Raw genomic sequence first — 18,197 nt, 5'->3', positions numbered from 1 at the left:
CCTGTTTGTGACAAATGCCGGGATTTCGAAGCTATTAAGAGGGCAGGGATCAGTTCCCCGCGCTCTCCATCTTGCGGTGGGCGACGACCTCTTCCAGCCAACCCAGATGCATTTCGGGCACCGAGCTGAGCAGCAGGTCGGTATAGTCGTCGAACGGTGGGCTCAGCACCTCGCTCTTCGACCCGTACCGCGCTACGCGGCCCTGATACATCACCGCGATACTGTCGCTGATCGCGCGGACCGTCGCCAGATCGTGGGTGATGAACAGATAGGCTACGTCCTCGATCTGTTGCAGGTCCAGCAGCAGTTTGAGGATGCCATCCGCCACCAGCGGGTCCAGCGCCGAGGTGACCTCATCACAGATAATCATCTTGGGCTTGGCTGCCAGCGACCGGGCGATACAGACACGCTGTTTCTGACCACCCGACAGCTCTGCCGGATAGCGGTCGATGAACTTTTCGCCCAGCTCGATCTCATCCAGCAGCTCGATGACACGCTTGCGTTTTTCGGACCCTCGCATGTTGAAGTAGAACTCCAACGGGCGACCGATGATCGTGCCTACGGTCTGACGCGGATTCATTGCCGTGTCAGCCATCTGATAGATCATCTGCAGCTCACGCACGTCTTCCAGAGAACGACCTTTCAGATCGGGGCTCAGCTTGCGCCCGTTAAAGGTGATCTCACCATCACGCGGCGGCAGCAGGCCGGTGATCACCCGCGCCAGCGTCGATTTGCCCGAGCCGGACTCCCCCACAACCGCCAGTGTCTGCCCCGGATGAAGCTCGACATTGACGTTGTGCAGCACGTCGAAATTCAGACCCTTGTAGCGCGCGGTGATACCGTCAACGCTCAGCACCGGTTCGGGTGTGGGCTTTTTCTCTTCGTGCTCGATCGACCGCACCGAGACCAGCGCCTTGGTGTAGTCTTCCTGCGGGTTGTTGATGATCTGATCGGTATTGCCGTATTCGACCGTGTTACCCATCCGCAGCACCATGATGTCGTCGCTCACCTGCGCCACAACCGCCAGGTCGTGGGTAATGTAGAGCGCGGCAACGCCGGTCGCTGCGATGGCTTCCTTGATGGCCATCAGAACGTCGATCTGAGTGGTCACGTCCAGAGCCGTGGTGGGTTCGTCGAACACCACCAGATCAGGCTCGGGACACAGCGCCAGCGCTGTCATGCAACGCTGCAGCTGACCGCCCGAAACCTGGTGCGGGTAGCGATCACCGATATTGTCCGGGTCAGGCAGACCCAGCTTGCCGAACAGCTCACGCGCGCGGGCCTCGGCCTCTTTGCGGGTGAATTTCTTCTGTTCGACAGCCGCTTCGACCACCTGATCCATGATCTTCTTGGCGGGGTTGAACGACGCGGCAGCGGATTGGGACACATAGGTGACCTCGCCCCCGCGCAGCTTGCGAATGTCCCCATGAGATGTCTTGAGGATATCGCGCCCGTTCACCCAGACCTCGCCGCCGGTGATTTTCACACCACCCCGGCCATAGGCCATCGAGGCCAGACCGATGGTGGATTTACCGGCACCGGATTCGCCGATCAGACCCAGCACCTTGCCGCGTTCGAGGTCAAAGCTGACCCCGTGCACGATTTCGATGTCATGGGGCTTTTCACCCGGCGGATAGACGGTCGCGCCGATCTTGAGGTCGCGGACCTTGAGAAGGATATCACTCATCCCCGGCCTCCTTTCAGCGATGTGGTACGGTTCAGAACCCAGTCAGCCACAAGGTTGACCGAGATAGCCAGCGTCGCGATGGCGACAGCAGGGTAGAGCGCCGCGCCGATGCCATAGACGATGCCGTCCTTGTTTTCCTTCACGATGCCGCCCCAATCCGCCAACGGCGGCTGAACGCCCAGACCCAGGAACGACAGGGTCGAGATGAACAGAACCATGAAGATGAACCGCAGCCCGAACTCAGCAACCAAAGGCGACAGGGCGTTGGGCAGGATTTCCCGGAAGATGATCCAGCCGCGTCCTTCACCGCGCAGTTTGGCGGCCTCGACATAGTCCATCACGTTGATGTCCACGGCGACAGATCGCGACAGGCGATAGGGACGTGTGGCGTCCAGCAGGCCCATCACAAGGATCAGGATCGGAACAGTCACCGGAACAATCGCCAGAATAACCAGCGCCAGGATCAGCGTCGGAATCGACATGACCAGATCAACCGCCCGGCTGAGCACTTGATCGGCCCAACCGCCCAGCACAGCTGCCAGCAGGCCCAGCGACGTGCCGGTGACAAAGCTGAGGATCGTGGCTGCCGCGGCGATAAAGATGGTCGTACGGCCGCCGTAGATCATGCGGGTCAACAGATCGCGCCCGATATTGTCGGTGCCCAGAAGGTGCTCGGCGCTTGAGGGTTCCCATACATCGCCGACCACTTCGGCCATGCCATAGGGGGCAATCAGCGGTGCGGTGAAGGCCACAAAGAAGTAAAGCCCTGTGAAAAACAGACCGATCATGGCCGAAATAGGAATATTCTTCATCATTTCGGATGCCTCAGTCTTGGGTTGGCAAGGATGGACACAATATCGGCCACCATGTTCAGTCCGATATAAACGGCGGCGAAGACGACGCCGCAGGCCAGAACGACCGGCACATCACGTTTGGTCACCGAGTCCACCAGATACTGCCCCATGCCGGGATAGACGAACACCACCTCGACAACGACGACGCCCACGACCAGGTAGGCCAGGTTCAGCATCACGACGTTGACGATGGGGGAAATCGCGTTGGGAAACGCATGGCGTGCAATGACCTGAAAGTTCGACAGGCCCTTCAGTTCGGCTGTTTCAATATAGGCCGATTGCATCAGGTTCAGGATCGCCGCGCGGGTCATCCGCATCATCTGCGCCAGAACCACCAGCGTCAGCACGAAGGCAGGCAAAGCGATCGCATTGAGTTTTTCCCCGAAGGACATCGATTCGTTGATCATTGCGAGCGAGGAAAACCAGCCCAGTTTCACTGAGATGAAGTAGATGACCACGTAACCGATCAGGAATTCCGGAATGGAAACTGTTGTAAGGGTGATCGCCGAAATCAGTTTGTCCGGCCAGCGGTTGCGGAACCGAACAGCCAGCAGGCCCAGAAAGATGGCCAACGGAACCGATACGATCGCTGCTACACAGGCCAGAAACAGGGTGTTCCCCAATCGTTTGCCGATGCTTTCCGCGATGTCGAGCTTGTTGGTCAGAGACTGACCCAGATCACCTTGTAAGATGCCGCCCAACCATTCGAAATAGCGGGTCAGAGCGGGGCGGTTGAGGCCCATTTCCTCGCGCAGGTTTGCCAGCGCCTCGGGGGTTGCGGATTGACCAAGGACCGCTTGCGCAGCGTCCCCGGGAAGGGCTTCGGTGAGGCCGAAAATCAGAGCCGATGCGCCGAAGAGAAGCAGGAGTCCCAGCGCAAGGCGCTGGGAAACCAGTTTGACGATAGGATGCATGATCCGTGGTTCCTATCAGGCGAACCACATCTTGCGGGACATGTTGCCGTTCATCATCTCTTGGGTCGGGTCGCTTTCCCAACCTTCCAGCTGATTGCTGACGCCTTCGACAAAATCGTTGAACATTGGGCAGATCAGGCCGCCTTCGTCGCGGACCATCATGCCCATCTGGCGGTAGATGTCCTTCCGCTTGTCGTTGTCCAGCTCGGCGCGCGCCGCAAACAGCATCTCGTCGAATGCCGGTACCTTGAAACGGGTGTCGTTCCAGTCTGCGGTCGACAGGTAAGCGGTCGAGTACATCTGGTCCTGCACCGGACGGCCGCCCCAGTAGGACGCGCAGAAGGGCTGAACGTTCCAAACCTCGGACCAGTAGCCATCGTTGGGCTCGCGCTTGATTTCCAGCGGAATTCCGGCCTGTGCGGCGGTCTGCTGGAACAGGGCTGCGGCATCCACGGCACCCGGGAAGGCGCCATCGGCAACGCGCAGGATGATCGGCGAACCGTCGTGTCCCGAGTTCTTGTAGTGCTCGGCCGCTTTTTCGACGCTGAATTCGCGCTGCGGGATCGAGCCGTCAAACAGCGGGTAGGCTGCGTTGACCGGCATGTCGTTGCCCACGGTGCCATAGCCGCGCAGGACCTTGTCGACCAGTTCCTGACGGTTGATTGCATACTTCAGCGCCAGACGCAGTTCGTTCTGGTCGAACGGCGCGGTGTCGCAATGCATGATGAACACATAGTGGCCACGGCCAGCGGTCGAATGCACTGTCAGGTTAGGTGCGCGGCCCAGCAGGTCAGCCACCTTCGGCTCGACTCGGTTGATCGCATGAACCTGACCGGATTGCAGCGCAGCGGTACGGGCGGTTGCATCGTTGATGACAACCACTTCGACGCCGTCGAAGTGACCGAAATCCGGGTTCCAGTGGTTGGCGAACTTCTTGTACACGTGGCGGACGCCGGGTTCGTTGACTTCCACCTGATAGGGGCCGGTGCCGATACCCGCGCCGGGATCTTCCATGCCGCCATCCGGCTGAATGATCAGGTGGTAGTCAGCCATCAGGTAGGGCAGGTCGGCGTTCGGCTCGGACAGGGTGACTTGGAAATTTTCGCCATCGGCCTTCATCGATTCGATGCCCTTCATGATGCCCAGGGCACCGGACTTCGAATCTTCGTTCGAGTGACGCTGCATGGTCTTCAGCACGTCCTCGCTGGTCATGGTCTTGCCGTTGTGGAATTCCACACCCTGACGCAGCTTGAAGGTCCAGACCTTGGCATCCGCGCTGCCTTCGACGCTTTCGGCCAGACGGGGTTCGATTGTTCCGTCAGGCGCAACCTCGACCAGTTGGTCGCCAAACTGCTTGCCGTTCTGGAACGGAACCGAGCTTGCATAGGTTGCCGGGTCCAGCGAGTTGGTGGATTCACCGCCCTGCAGGCCGAACTTCAGGGTGCCGCCCTTTTTCGGGCCAGCCGCGCGTGCGGCATCTGCAAACAAGGTGCTGGCCATGGCCGCAGAAACACCCAAAGCCGCGGCTTTCCCCATGAATTCGCGGCGGGTGAGCTTGCCGGCTGTGACCTGTTTGGTCATGTGAGTGATTTGTTCGTTCATTATGGTCTCCCAGTTGATTGGATTGTTGCCCTTTTGGGCTTTTTATTGACGCATGAGTCAAAGTAGGCGGAATTTGGTCGGGCGGGCAAGAACAAATGTCTGACACTTGAGCGACCTGCATCACATTTGATCCCGAGGTACGGCATCCTCCAGTTGCTTGGTTGATACCAGTGTGTCGCCCTCATAGGCATCCATGCGGGCCTTGAGGAAAAAGGTGTTCTTATCCGCCCACATTTCGCAGGAGGTTTCGGTGCGCAGGGTGATACTGCCTCGAATGACTTCTTGGGTCCATTCGCAATATCCCCGGGCCGAGAGGGGGTCGTCCGGGTGGATCGACCAGCGTTCAAACGCCGTCCCGCCATGGGTCAGGCCGTGGTCGTTGTTGGTGACCAGGCCAAAATCATCCTCAATGATCAGGTGGGTTTCGCCCGAGTTCATGTCCGTTTCCATCCGTCGTGAATTGCGCGCTGCGCGAAGGGAAGTCTGACCCAGGGCCGGGGCCGACTCGGGCGGTGGAAACGCGTATTCGTCATCACCAGACGGGCGTTGCGGTATGGTGATGTCGCCCTGCGTCAGGTGCAGTTCGGTGCCTTCGGGCGATGGCCAGATCAGCGGCCAATAGGCGCTGGAGATTGCGACCCGCAACCTGTGCCCCCTCGGCACGCGATAGGCGATGTGGTCCAGATCCAGCGAAACGTCATAATCGGTGCCCGGTGTCAGCGGTGTTGGTTCTGCGTGGCTGTCGCGATGCGACAGGTTCAGCACACCATAGGTAATGCGCGTCGAGGCCCCATCCGGGTGCACATGGTTTAGCCGAACAGCGATCTGAGCCTGCGGTCGGTTGGCACTCAGGCGCAGGCGGATACGCGGCGCACCCACGATGTCCATGTCCTCGGCCAGTGGAGCGCCGTCGAAACAGGCCGAAAGCGCGTCATCTGTGCGCTGATCTCCGGGCATGTCGGGGCCTAGCCAGATGGCGCAGTATTCTCCGCCCTCCAGGCCGCAGGTCTGCGGTGACCGCACACGAATGTCCAGCGGGCCGTCCTGCCCAAGACCCTCATCCGACAGGCCCAGCGTCAGGCCGGGCAGGTGGGATGTGGCCCCGTCAGCCTCGGCGATCCAGCGCCCGGGTCGTTCGCTATACCAGTGCTGCGGTCGCACGCCATCCATCAGGTAAGCGCGGTAGGCGGGGTCGGTGTCGACGCCGGTGTCGATGCCTTTCAGCCAGTGATCCCACCAGCGCAGAGCCTCCTGCAGGAACCCGATTCGCGGTTCGGGCACCGCAAAATGAGGGTACTTGTGCACCCAAGGCCCAACGATCCCTTTAACCGGTGCCTTAAGTTGCTCAACCAGCAAAGGTACAGTGTTCTTATAGGCATCCCCCCAGCCACCGACCGCCAGGGTCGCCGCCTGAATGGCACCGAAATCCTCGCAAACCGAGCCGTGCTGCCAATACGCGTCCCGCCGTTGATGACGCAGCCAAACCGAGGGCAGAAATGGCTCATGTTTTAGCCGCTCCAACCATAGTTCACGCCAGTTTCCACGCAGGTCGGGGTCGGGTGGACGGGACGAGTACGACCACATCGTTGCGCCCCAGCCCAGATTCTCGTTCAGCAGGCAGCCGCCTTTATAATGGATGTCGTCCGCATAGCGGTCGGCAGTCGAGCACAGGGTGATGATCGCCTTCAGCGGCTCGGGTTGCAGCGCAGCCACCTGCAGCGCGTTGAACCCGCCCCAGCTGATCCCCATCATCCCAACCGAACCGGTGCACCAGGGTTGCTGCGCCAGCCAATGGATGGTTGCAACGGCGTCGTCCAGCTCTTGCTGGGTGTACTCGTCCTCCATCAGCCCTTCGCTGTCACCATTGCCACGCATATCGACGCGAATGCAGGCATAGCCGCGTTCGGCAATCCAAGGGTGGGTCAGCGCGTCCCGCACGGTCGTTCCGTCGCGTTTTCGATAAGGCAGAAACTCCAGAATAGCGGGAACGGGATTGTCCGTTGCATCCGTCGGACGCCAGACGCGCGCAGACAAGCGGCAACCATCGGGCATCTCGATGCCTACGTCAGGAAGGTCTTCGATGGTGCGTAGCGCGTTGGCAGGCGGCGTCATTTCCACACTGTCCGGGGGAATTTCAAATCAAGTTGGGTCAAAATCGTCAGTTCAGTCGCGGATTGCGACAAGCAGATCCATTACGTTGGTTCCCGTCGGCCCCGTCACCAGCAATGCACCCGCGCGATCCAGATAGCTGCCGCTATCCGCCTGCAGCAGGGCCTGTTCTGCACCTTCGCCCCAGGTGGTTCCGTCAATGACCGCCCCGGCGGCATCTGTCGGGCCGTCCGTTCCGTCGGTTCCACCCACGACGACGGTGAGGTCTTCGGTACCCGCAATCTCTTGGGCCAATGCCAGCGCCAGCCCCTGATTGCGCCCGCCACGTCCCGGGTTTTCGGGCAGGACAACCGTCGGCTCTCCGCCAAAGACCATGACGCCGCTTGGCATGGACCGGATACGCGCGCCCAGCGATTCGGCGATTTTCAGAAAGTCATCGTGCAGACATTCTTCGTTGGCGAGTACCTTCAAGCCTTCGTCCTGCGCCAATTCCGTAGCGGCCGCGCGAGCATGGGCATTTGACGCCACGATCTGCGTTGTTGCCTCAAAACCGTAGCTGTCCGGCAACGCTCCGATCCCCGAGCCGACAACATTCAGATCATCCCCGGGCACATCCGAGATCGCCAGAACGGTTGCTGTTTCTCCTTTGAAATGAGACAGCAGATCACCGCCTTTAATCCGCGACAGCTTGCGGCGTTCGGCGTTCATGGCAGTGATGTCCAACCCTTCGGCCAGCAGCTTTTTGTTCAGCTGTTCCAGATCGGACAGGGTTTTGCCCGGCAGCAAATCCTCGGCCAGCGAGGATGCCCCACCGGATACCAGCAACAGCAGATGCGAGCCGGGCTGCATGGCTTCGACCGCTTCGCGCAGGGCTTGACCACCCTGAAGGCTGCGGTTGTCGGGAACGGGATGAGAGGCCTCGATCACCGTGACATGATCCGGCAGGTCGCGCCCGTGGTCGTCCTTGGTGACCACCAGCGTCGGGCGTGGTCCAAAGTGTTCCAGTGCGGCGCGGGCCATGGCAGCGGCGGGTTTGCCCACGGCCAGGATCTGATCTGGCGACGGGATATCGTGCAGCACCTTGCTGGTCGCCGCATGGCCGCCCACGGCATCAACGCCGGCCTGCCAGATGCGAATTGCCTGTTCTTTTCTGTCCATCAGCTTTCCATCCAAATTGTGACCGGCCCGTCATTGACTAGCTCTACCGCCATATCCGCCCCGAACTCGCCGGTTTCCACCGGCACGCCATGCGCCGCAAGCCGTTGGGCGAACACCTTATACAGATGCTTGCCAAGGTCCGGCGCCGCGGCTTCGGAAAAGCCGGGCCTGTTGCCGCGCGACGTATCGGCGGCCAGTGTGAACTGGCTGATCACCAGCGCCGAGCCCTCTATATCCTTCACCGACCGGTTCATTTTTCCAGCGTCATCTTTGAAGATGCGAAGTTTCGAGACCTTTGCGGCCAGTTGATCCGCCTTCGTTTCATCATCGCCCTGCATCGCGCAAACCAGAATCATCAATCCCGGTCCGGTCTGGCCGATGACCTGACCGTCCACTGATACGCTGGCGCGTGAAACTCGTTGTAGGACTGCGCGCAAGTTTACTCTCCGCTTGGTGCGTTTGTTATCCGACCCATTCGACGATCTCACTCAGATCGGCGCGGTCGGTGCGAAATTTGTTGGCTGGGTGGTCCGTATCCGCATAGCCAAAGGAAATTGCGCATAAAATCATCCGGTCGTCCGGGATGTCGAAATAGCGGCGCAGGAACGGGCTGTAGGTAGCCAGTGCCGCCTGCGGGATCGTGGCGACGCCCAGGGCTTGTGCGGCCAATGAAAACGCTGTGACGAACCCGCCGCAATCCAGCGCGCCATAGCCCCCAAGCTCGACCGGGCTGGTGATGATCGCGCAATGGGGTGCGCCGAACAGCGAGAAATTCTCCATCATCTGCCGGGCCGAGGCCGTGCGGTCGCCGCGTTCAACTCCAACCGCCTTGTACAAGGCCCAGCCGCACGCCCGGCGGCGGTTTTGATAGACACCGGAATACGAGGACGGAAAGGGCAGATCAGGGGCAGGGGCGCCGGTCATGGCCTCGTTCCGCATCGCCTCTCGAAAGTGGTCGGTTTCCTCGCCGCTGGTGAGAACCACGTGCCAAGGTTGGGCATTGCACCAACTGGGCACACGTGCGGCGCTGGTCAGGATTTGTTCGATCTGCTCTTTTGGTACTGGGTCGGAGCGGAACGCGCGACATGAATGCCGTGCGGTCAGCAACTGGTTCAGATCGGATAATGTCACACAGGCCTCCCCGCTCGGCGTTGACGCGGCGCAGAATGGCGTCTGATCGCGCGAAGTTCAAGCGCTAACAGTTGCGGTTTCCGGAGCTGTGTTAGCCTTGCTGGCCGGTTGCCATCAGATACCCGACACCCGCGGCCACAAGTAGACCCAGAATAACGGCGATGGTGATCTTGATGGCGGACCACGGACGTTCACCCTGAACGCGGCCGGTGCGGCCGTTTACCACGAAACGATAGGTCTGGCCGCGATACTTGTAGGCCGCCATCCAGACCGGCAGCAGGATATGCTTGAAGGTCACGTTGCGTACATCCGTATCGATCGCGTGAATCCGCTGGCGGTCGCCACCGATGTCAAAGCGCACATCCCGCTCGATCACCCGCGCCATATACCCGCGCGCCTCGGTGTAGCCCTCCTGCAACTCGACCGTGTAGGCCTCAGCCCGAAAGCCTGCCAGAAATTCCGGCTGGTAGGGCTCCAACGCTGGCAGGTCCCAGGGTTCCAGTGCGTCGGTATAGCTTTTGGGCAAGGACCGCGAGGCCAGCACAAGCACGTCGTCAAAGAACCGCTTTACCCGCCCGGATTTCGGAGACCAACGCACCTTGGGCACCTGCTGCTGCACGCGCTTGCCGTCACGCATGACGGTTCGGGTCTCATAGTAGACGGTGCCGCGCTCACCGCGATAGCTTGACTGCGTATCCGCATCAAACGTCCAGTATGGGACGTAAATACCCTGCATCTTGCGGCCTTTGCGGGCGTAATCCTTCAACCCGTTCGGTGCGAACCAGAGCCGCCCCAGCCAATCCCCCATCGCCTTGTGCGCGGCGCGTTCGTCCAGCGCAAAGGGCAGAACGCCCCGGGGCTTGATGTGTCGATTGACCCCAGTATCGGTCACAACCGGCGTCGCGCAAAACGGACACTCAGCGGCGTGAATGGCCGGGTCGAACTCGACCTGAGCTGCGCAGTTGGGGCAGGACAGAACACGTGCTTCTTCGATCTCGCTGTCCGGCAGGCGGTCCGCAATGGCCGCATCGAAATCCAGTTCTTTCAGGCTGGCACCGCCCCAAGGGCCAGCGCCGATAGCTTCGGAATGCCCACAATGATTGCAGGTCAAACTGCCATCGTCGGGGTTGAACCGGTAATCCGCGCCGCATTGCTCGCAGGGAAATCTGTGTTCTACGGTCATCGTGCAACCCTGTTCCTACGCCGATGTCTGACAGGTCAGGCTCCGGGCGGCGGCGGTGGCAGGATCGTAAACAGCTGCGCCAGTTCCTGCACGTCTCCGGCCTTTTTCCAGCCGTCCTGACCGGCGGTCCAGACATAGGTGTCGCGGGTGATCTCTCCGTCCGTCGCCATACGCCCCATCTTGGCCTTCGAGAACGGCCCGCTGGTCTGCCCATCGACTGCGATATGCCACACATGTTCCACGGGCGGAGGTGGCGGCGTCGCCACATGCGCTGTCGGTTGCGGGGCAGCGGGGGCGGAACTGCCCCACGGGCCGCTCGGGTTTCCCGCTGCCATGTTCGACATCTGCTGCGCCATGGCCATTCCCATGCCCATGCCAAGACCCGCGCCCATACCGCCGCCCTGACCGGGGTTGTTGGCGGCGGCGGTCATTGCTTCGGCTGCGGAATACTGGGTGAATTTGCCCAGATCACCCGCCAGCCCCATCGAGGTGCGCTTATCCAACGCGGCCTCAACCGCAGGCGGAAGCGAGATGTTTTCGATGTAGAACTCAGGCATCTCCAGCCCATAGCTGTCCAATACGGGTGATACCTCTGCCGCGATCAGTTTGCCCAGGTCGGCGGTATTGGCGGCCATGTCCAGAACCGGAATGCCGGACCCCGCGATCACGCGACTGAATTCCTGCACGATGATGTTGCGAATCTGAAAGCTGATCTCGTCCATGGTGAACTCACCATCGGTGCCCACGATCTCAGTCAGGAATTTCGCCGCATCTTTCACACGCACGGTATAGGTGCCAAAAGCCCGAATGCGCGTGGGCCCGAACTCGGGATCGCGCAGCATGATCGGATTCTTGGTGCCCCATTTCAGGTCATTGAACCGGGTCGTGTTGACGAAGTAGATCTCGGACTTGAACGGGGACTGAAAGCCGTGATCCCAGTGCTGCAGCGTCGTCATGATCGGCATGTTATTGGTCTCGAGCATATAAAGACCCGGCGTGAACACATCCGCCAGCTGCCCCTCATGCACGAACACGGCCGCCTGACCTTCGCGCACGGTCAGCTTGGCGCCGTATTTGATCTCATGCCCCTCGCGCTCGAACCGCCAGACCATGGTGTCGCGGGTGTCATCGACCCAGTGAATGACGTCGATAAACTCTCCGGTCAGAAAATCGAAAATACCCATCGGGGTCTCCTTTCCTTGGGCTCAGAGCTGCTGGCCCATCAATTCACGCGCAATGATCCGCACCACGGGGCGGGCGTCCTCGGCCGTCACGCCGGGTGTCAGACGCGGATCATAAAGCATTGTCAGTAATTTTTCGTCATGGCTGGTCAGCAGCGCAAACTCATCATCGTCGTTGAAGATCGAGGGCCGCGCGGCAGGGCTGTCATTGGACAGTCCAAGGCCCTGCGCAATCTCTTCGTGGATACAACTGCGGCGCAACAGATCGGGCAGTTCGGTCCGGATCAGTGTCACCGCCCGCACATATCGGTTCGGAGCATTGCTCGTGGCCGAGGCAAACACGAAACAGTCGATATTGGCGCGCGGGTTCGCGACCAGATCAAGCGAGGCCTGGCTGATATTCGGGATCAACTGCTTGAGGCGCATGACCACATAGCTGCTGTCATCCTTGCCCGCAAAGAAAACGTGGAAGTTCGCCTTTCGATTGACGACCGAGATCGGATGGTCGGTCAGTTTGGCCAACCGCGCCGTGAAAGCTTCGACCTGCGCGGCGTCCTGTTCCCGTGCCCCGGGGGCAACTGACGGGGCGAATTCGGTCTGCACACGTACCGGGCCCGTCCACCGGCTGAGCTGCCCGTCCGTCTTGCGCGAAGACGCGGTCACCGCGTGGTCGGGATATTCGCTATAGAAGGCTATGGCTTCGAAGTTCCGCGCCAGATCGTCAGCGTCATAGGGCGTGTCGGGGCCGCCCCCGTCTATGCGCAACAAACCACGGGTCAGCAGGTCTCGTTCCACCCGCTGATAGAACCGGGCCAGATCCTGACTGGCCGCGGACGGTGGGACATAGGCATTGGGTGCAGGCGCGGGCGCCGCGGGGCGCGGTTGCGGGACAACAGAAGACGTCAGAGTTTCATCGCAATTGGCCAAAACCAACAGCGCGACAAAACCCAACAGGGGCTTCAGATATCCCAAAAACCGCACGCGCAGCCCGCCGTCAGCCCGGAACCGCCGTTCCGGCATTTTCGCCGATGCCGTCCTGCCGCGCCTTGGCCGAAGCCAGCGTGTCACGCAGTTCGGCTTCCATCTTCTGCAGTTCCTGCTCGGCGGCAGCGCGTTTGGCTTTGCCTTCGTCGGCGATGGCAAGGCTTTCGTTGATGGTGCCGATCAGGTCAGCATTGGCCTGCTTGACGGCTTCGATATCGAACACGCCGCGCTCCATCTCTTCGCGGATCATCTTGTTCGACTGCCGCAGATTGGCCGCGTTCGAGGTCAGCAGTTCGTTGGTCAGGTCATTGGCATCACGCACTGCGGCGGCAGCCTCGGTGCTGCGCTGGATGGTGACGGCCTGTGCCAGCTGGGTTTCCCACAGCGGCACGGTGTTGACCAAGGTCGAGTTGATCTTGGTCACCAGAGACTTGTCATTCTCCTGCACCAGACGGATCGAGGGCAGCGACTGCATCGTCACCTGACGGGTCAGTTTCAGGTCATGGACCCGACGTTCCAGATCGTCGCGCGCAGCACGCATGTCGCGCAGTTCCTGCGCTTTCATCACCTGCTGGTCTTCGGGCACGGCCTGAACCTCGGCCTCTTTTTCCGGGATGTCGTGGCTGTCCAGCTCGGTCAGCTTTTCCTCACCCGCCGCGATGTAAAGCGCCAGTTCGTCATAGAACCCCAGCGTCTTTTCATAGAGCAGGTCGAGCGACTTGATGTCCTTGAGCAGCGTGTGTTCATGGCCCAGCAGATCATCGGTGATGCGGTCGATCTGGCCCTGAACATCTTCGTATTGCGCGGTGAACTTGGCAAAAGGCGCGGCGCGGCCCAGCAGTTTCTCCCACCAGCTCCGCTCGCGGCGCACGTCCAATTCGCTGACCGAGAAACCACGGATCGTGGTCACGATGTTGCGCAGGCTGTCCCCGGCGGGGCCCACATCCTTGTTGCGCACATCCGCCAGCATAGCCTGGCTGATTTCCTGCAGCTCGGCCTGGGCGGACGAACCGAAGGACACGATCGAGTTGGTGTTCTCCATGTCGATCTCATCCATCCGCTTGCGGATTTCGGCGCTGACCGGTTCGTCGGCCTCTTCCAGTGAGACGACTTCGGTCGCAGGCTCGGGCAGGGCGACGGCTGTGACTTCCTGCACCAGCGTCTCGGCTTCGACCGCCTTGTTCTTGATCGCATCGGACATGGGGTAATCCTTTCTCAAATAACTGTCCGGTCAGTCCAACCGGACGCCCTCGCGCTGCAGACGTTCGCGCAACACGTCAATTTCAACCGTCAGATCACTGCGGTCATCCAAAAGCATCTTGCGGGTACGGGCCGCGAAATTCTGTTCCAGATCGTCCAGCAAGGCCGTGTAATCGGCCAGCGCCTGCGCATCACGCGTGCGGGCATAGACATCGGCAAACTTCACCGTCGCGTCCCGCGCACCTTGCAGGTAGACAGTCAGGTATTTGCGGGCACCGGCCAGATCGCGCGGGTCTTCCTCGACCGTGCGGAACAGGTCGCGGGCAGTGTCCTGAAAGCGTTCAACCCGCGCCTCGATCCGGCGGTCGCCCGCGCGTTTGACGGCGTCGGTCATCTCGGTCAGATGGGTTTCAGCGTCCTCAACCACCCGGGCCACGCGGTCCTGCTGAAAGGTGTCGATCCCTTCCATGCCCTTGTCCTTCATCGGGTCCAGCCCGAAGGACACGGAATGCAGCACCGTGGCAACCGCTCCAAAGAGGATCGGGGCCACTAGGCTCGCCTGCGCGGCGGTCTCGGCGTCCAGATACTCGGACCGATACGCGGCCAGCGCGGTGCCCACCCCGGTCAGAACACTGGCGAAAATCTTGCGGGGAAAGGCCGGGCGGCGAGCAGTGCGGCGCGCGTTATAGGCGGCCTCGGCGCGCAAGCCCTCGCGCAGCAGAAAGGCGGCACCGGTCAGCAGGCCGGCAGCAATCAGCCCGATGGTCATCCCGACTGCGCCGTCGTTCAACGACAGAAACACCAGGGGAATAGCCGGCAGGAACAGGATATTCACTCGCGCGCCCGCCGGTTCGACCCGTGCGCCATGGAATTGACCCCGAGGGGGTTTGTCGTCGTCAGGCCCGCCGCCCTGAGGGCTGAATTTTCCGCCATACCGCTGTGACATGCGCTACAGCCCTCCCAGCACGCCGGTGCAGACGCCGAACAACAGTACCAGCAGGGCCGCGTAGGCCAGTTTTTGCACTCCGGTCCCTGACATGACGCCCCCCAATGGCTCTCCTTTCGGAAAATTTAGGCGATACGAGGGCTTGGCGCTAGGGGGAAGGTTGCCAAACCCGCGTCACTTGCGAGTTTTCTTGCCGATAGGGGGGCGTTTTCTTTGCGGTCGTGCGGGGCGTTTGGCCGGGGTTTCGGGTTCCGCGTCCAGCCCAAGCTGATCCCGCATCACACGGCGGCGGATTTCCTCGACCTCTCCGGGTTTCAGGCTGCCCAGTTGGAACGGGCCGTAGGACACGCGCAGCAGGCGGTTCACGGCATAGCCGATATCCTCCATTGCGCGGCGAATTTCGCGGTTCTTGCCTTCGCGCAGACCGATGGTCAGCCAGGCGTTTGCGCCCTGTTGGCGGTCCAGTGAAACGTCCATGGGCAGAAATCGCTCTCCGTCGATCACCAGCCCCTTGCGCAGGGGGGCAAAGTCTTCGTCCTTGGGGCGGCCATTCACCCGCACTCGGTATTTGCGCAGCCATCCGGTCGAGGGCAGCTCCAGCTTGCGCTTGATGCCGCCGTCGTTGGTCAGCAGCAGCAGCCCTTCCGAGTTCAGGTCCAACCGCCCAACGCTCATGACGCGGGGCATGTCCTCGGGCAGGTTGTCGAATATGGTCGCGCGACCCTTTTCGTCGCGTGTCGTCGTCACCAGACCGGACGGTTTGTGATACAGCCACAGGCGCGAGGGTTCGGGCTCGGACACCGGTTTGCCGTCCACGGTAATCTTGTCTTTGCCGGTAACGTTCAGCGCAGGGCTGTCGATGGCCTTGCCATTCACGGTCACACGACCGGCTTCGATCATGCGTTCGGCTTCACGGCGCGAGGCAACGCCCGCGCGGGCAAGCACTTTGGCGATGCGGTCGCCGGGAGGAGGGGTTTTGGTCATCCGCAGCCCATAGCGCATCCCGCCCGCTTGCGAAAGACAGGTTTCTGATGCAGTCAGAGGCATGGAGTTCAGATCGCATATGGACAAGGCGTTGGCCGAGGCGCGCGCAGCGGCAGGTCGCGGAGAGGTGCCGGTGGGCGCCGTGATCGTGTACGGCGACCGGGTGGTGGCCGCAGCGGGCAACCGGACGCGTGAGCTGAACGACCCCACCGCCCATGCCGAGATTCTGGCCCTGCGCGCCGCCTGCGCCGAGGCCGGGTCCGAGCGGCTGCCGGACCATGATCTTTACGTCACGCTGGAACCCTGCGCGATGTGCGCTGCGGCTTTGGCCGCTGCGCGTATCCGACGGATCTACTACGGCGCCTCCGATCCGAAATCCGGCGGTGTGGCCCACGGCGCGCGCGTTTTTTCGCATCCGCAAACTCATCATGTACCCGAAGTCTACGACGGCATCTCGGCAACGGAATCCGAAAATCTGCTGAAATCCTTTTTTGCAGGGCGGCGCGCGCCCTGAGATTGGGGCCGCAAATAGCCGTTATTTCTGCCAATCAAGCTTGTAGATCTTGTGAGCGCCCTTCAGGCCTTTCAACGGCACGGTTGCGGCATCTGAAAACGAGAACCGAGCCCCACTTCCGACCATGATCCTGGTCGCGTCGGAGACCCGAATCTCGTCCGGCGCACACATTGAGGCAATCCGCGCCGCCTTGTTGACTACAGTTCCAAAAAAGTCCCCGTCGTTTTCCAGAACATCACCAGTATGAATGCCAATTCTAGCCCGAAGGCGTGGCTCGACTTTTTCTGTGTGCAGTTTCCGTTGGATGGACTGGGCGGCCTCAAGTGCGCTACGGGCCGTTGGGAACGCGGACATTGTTCCGTCTCCCAGCGACTTTATCATTCTGCCACCTGTTCGATCGATCTCCGCTTCGACGTTTTCCAAGTGGTATCTGACGGCCCGATTCCAAAGGTGGTCACCGATCGTCTGTGCAATGGTCGAGCTATCGGCGATATCGGTAAACATGATCGACGCTATACCGGACGGGCTTTGCTGCAATTCTTCCTGATCTACGGCCAGCAACAAATCGTCGAAACTTTGGGTTTCAAACCCCATTGCCTCAATATTCGAAACGGGGTTGGAGTTGTGGATCTGAACGATGCGCCACACCGCGTCCTCAAGGATGAAAACAAAGGAAATTCGAAAATCCACGGCTTTTTCGGTTTTCGGCGCGTAGACCTTGGCCCGCCAAATAGCCCAACCGACCGAGCCAACTTCGTGCGCGACGATGTTGGACTCGTTGATAATGAACTTCGGGACGTCCTCAATGTATGCCTTATACCCGGTCCGCAGCGTGTCTCCGGTCCAGAACTCGTCATCCGCTGATCCCAGATATGTCAGAGCTTTGGACCTTGAAAACAGGTTGACCACGACATCTGTATCACGCGCGCCGAATGCCGAGACCCACCTTTGAACTATGGCCTCCAATTCAGGAGATGTGGCGATACGGTCTTTCATTCCATGAGGATTTTGGCTCGAAATACGTCTCGGACTATATCTTATAGCCTCAGCGGCGTCATCACTTCCGGTTCAATAACGTCCACGCCCGGCAATCCGTCGATCAGTGCTTTCGCCGATTGGTCCAGAATCGGGAAGGTCTTGTAGTGGCAGGGGATCACGGTCTTGAAGTTGAAGTACCGCTTGGCCGCATAGGCCGTCGCTTTCATGTCCATGGTGAAATGTCCGCCCGCCGACAGGATGCCGATATCGGGTTTGTAGTAGTCCCCCATCCACTCCATATCCGCCATGATATCTGTGTCGCCGGAGACGTAGAGCATGTGCCCTTCCGAGGCGATCATGAAACCAACCTCGCTGCCACCGGTGCGCAGACCGTCTGGCGTCGAGAAGGTCGAGCTGTGAGACGCCGGAACCATCGACACCATGACCCCGTTCAGGTTCACCGTGCCGCCCTTGTTGAAACCGATGGTCTCCAGCTCTTCGGCCTCGCTCCAATACCCCATCAGGTCATACTGGCCCACCACCGGCACCTTCAGGTGCTTGGCCAGTGACACAACGTCGGCCACATGATCGAAATGCGTGTGCGTCAATAGGATATGCGTCGCACCGTCCACGGCGGCATCGTGCTGGTCTTCGGACAGTGCCGGATTACCGGTCAGCCAGGGGTCGATCAGCAGAACCTGCCCTTCGGTTTCAATACGGAAACTGCCGTGTCCCAGCCAGATGATGTTCATGAAAACGTCCTCCCAAAACA

17 protein-coding genes are annotated in these 18,197 nt (G+C 60.6%); 1 reads left to right on the top strand and 16 read right to left on the bottom strand.

Annotated elements, in window-relative coordinates:
* Window positions 1–49 precede the first annotated feature (49 nt).
* The 14 genes from GOX88_RS07190 to GOX88_RS07125 all read right to left on the bottom strand — a co-directional run bounded on the left by GOX88_RS07190 (window position 50) and on the right by GOX88_RS07125 (window position 15,996).
* The gene (locus GOX88_RS07190) at window positions 50–1,687 is read right to left on the bottom strand and encodes an ABC transporter ATP-binding protein (protein ID WP_170400506.1); all 1,638 of its coding nucleotides are present in this window, start codon (window positions 1,685–1,687) and stop codon (window positions 50–52) included.
* Window positions 1,684–2,499 (bottom strand): ABC transporter permease, encoded by an 816-nt coding sequence (locus GOX88_RS07185; RefSeq protein ID WP_170400626.1) that lies wholly within the window; start codon window positions 2,497–2,499, stop codon window positions 1,684–1,686. The genes GOX88_RS07190 and GOX88_RS07185 overlap by 4 nt, the downstream gene beginning before the upstream one ends.
* On the bottom strand, window positions 2,499–3,455 hold the full coding sequence (locus GOX88_RS07180; RefSeq protein ID WP_170400505.1) for an ABC transporter permease: 957 nt from the start codon (window positions 3,453–3,455) through the stop codon (window positions 2,499–2,501). The genes GOX88_RS07185 and GOX88_RS07180 overlap by 1 nt, the downstream gene beginning before the upstream one ends.
* A 15-nt stretch (window positions 3,456–3,470) precedes the next feature.
* Complete coding sequence (locus tag GOX88_RS07175) at window positions 3,471–5,057, bottom strand: ABC transporter substrate-binding protein (protein ID WP_170400504.1); 1,587 nt, start codon at window positions 5,055–5,057, stop codon at window positions 3,471–3,473.
* Window positions 5,058–5,177: 120 nt separating this feature from the next.
* Complete coding sequence (locus tag GOX88_RS07170; RefSeq protein WP_170400503.1) at window positions 5,178–7,169, bottom strand: CocE/NonD family hydrolase; 1,992 nt, start codon at window positions 7,167–7,169, stop codon at window positions 5,178–5,180.
* Between the two features lie 51 nt (window positions 7,170–7,220).
* Window positions 7,221–8,324, bottom strand: coding sequence for a DUF4147 domain-containing protein (locus tag GOX88_RS07165; protein ID WP_170400502.1), 1,104 nt, complete (start codon window positions 8,322–8,324; stop codon window positions 7,221–7,223).
* Window positions 8,324–8,761 (bottom strand): D-aminoacyl-tRNA deacylase, encoded by a 438-nt coding sequence (gene dtd, locus GOX88_RS07160; protein WP_170400501.1) that lies wholly within the window; start codon window positions 8,759–8,761, stop codon window positions 8,324–8,326. Before dtd ends, GOX88_RS07165 begins: the two co-directional genes overlap by 1 nt.
* 25 nt (window positions 8,762–8,786) lie before the next feature.
* The gene (locus tag GOX88_RS07155; RefSeq protein WP_170400500.1) at window positions 8,787–9,455 is read right to left on the bottom strand and encodes a nitroreductase; all 669 of its coding nucleotides are present in this window, start codon (window positions 9,453–9,455) and stop codon (window positions 8,787–8,789) included.
* Window positions 9,456–9,546: 91 nt separating this feature from the next.
* Entirely contained in the window at window positions 9,547–10,638 is a 1,092-nt protein-coding gene (locus GOX88_RS07150; RefSeq protein WP_170400499.1) for a TFIIB-type zinc finger domain-containing protein, read from the bottom strand.
* A gap of 35 nt (window positions 10,639–10,673) precedes the next feature.
* Window positions 10,674–11,822 carry an SPFH domain-containing protein gene (locus GOX88_RS07145; protein ID WP_170400498.1) on the bottom strand — a complete coding sequence of 383 codons (1,149 nt, stop codon included), beginning with the start codon at window positions 11,820–11,822 and terminating at the stop codon, window positions 10,674–10,676.
* Window positions 11,823–11,843: 21 nt separating this feature from the next.
* On the bottom strand, window positions 11,844–12,839 hold the full coding sequence (locus tag GOX88_RS07140; protein WP_170400497.1) for a DUF2927 domain-containing protein: 996 nt from the start codon (window positions 12,837–12,839) through the stop codon (window positions 11,844–11,846).
* The gene (locus GOX88_RS07135; RefSeq protein WP_170400496.1) at window positions 12,814–14,004 is read right to left on the bottom strand and encodes a toxic anion resistance protein; all 1,191 of its coding nucleotides are present in this window, start codon (window positions 14,002–14,004) and stop codon (window positions 12,814–12,816) included. Before GOX88_RS07135 ends, GOX88_RS07140 begins: the two co-directional genes overlap by 26 nt.
* Window positions 14,005–14,034: 30 nt before the next feature.
* Window positions 14,035–14,949: a 5-bromo-4-chloroindolyl phosphate hydrolysis family protein gene (locus tag GOX88_RS07130; protein ID WP_170400495.1), complete on the bottom strand. Its 915-nt coding sequence runs from the start codon at window positions 14,947–14,949 to the stop codon at window positions 14,035–14,037.
* 174 nt (window positions 14,950–15,123) lie between these two features.
* On the bottom strand, window positions 15,124–15,996 hold the full coding sequence (locus tag GOX88_RS07125) for a pseudouridine synthase (protein ID WP_170400494.1): 873 nt from the start codon (window positions 15,994–15,996) through the stop codon (window positions 15,124–15,126).
* On the opposite strand from GOX88_RS07125, the gene GOX88_RS07120 reads away from it, so the two are divergent.
* The gene (locus GOX88_RS07120) at window positions 15,995–16,447 is read left to right on the top strand and encodes a nucleoside deaminase (protein ID WP_170400493.1); all 453 of its coding nucleotides are present in this window, start codon (window positions 15,995–15,997) and stop codon (window positions 16,445–16,447) included. The genes GOX88_RS07125 and GOX88_RS07120 overlap by 2 nt on opposite strands.
* Before the next feature lie 21 nt (window positions 16,448–16,468).
* On the opposite strand, the gene GOX88_RS07115 is transcribed toward GOX88_RS07120, so the two are convergent.
* Window positions 16,469–17,443 carry a nuclear transport factor 2 family protein gene (locus GOX88_RS07115; RefSeq protein ID WP_170400492.1) on the bottom strand — a complete coding sequence of 325 codons (975 nt, stop codon included), beginning with the start codon at window positions 17,441–17,443 and terminating at the stop codon, window positions 16,469–16,471.
* 41 nt (window positions 17,444–17,484) lie between these two features.
* The gene (locus GOX88_RS07110) at window positions 17,485–18,177 is read right to left on the bottom strand and encodes a metal-dependent hydrolase (protein ID WP_170400491.1); all 693 of its coding nucleotides are present in this window, start codon (window positions 18,175–18,177) and stop codon (window positions 17,485–17,487) included.
* Window positions 18,178–18,197 lie beyond the last annotated feature (20 nt).

Source organism: Ruegeria arenilitoris, from assembly GCF_013030985.1.
In the GTDB taxonomy this organism is placed as follows: domain Bacteria; phylum Pseudomonadota; class Alphaproteobacteria; order Rhodobacterales; family Rhodobacteraceae; genus Ruegeria; species Ruegeria arenilitoris_B.
This window is presented reverse-complemented; position numbering and strand designations above follow the sequence as displayed.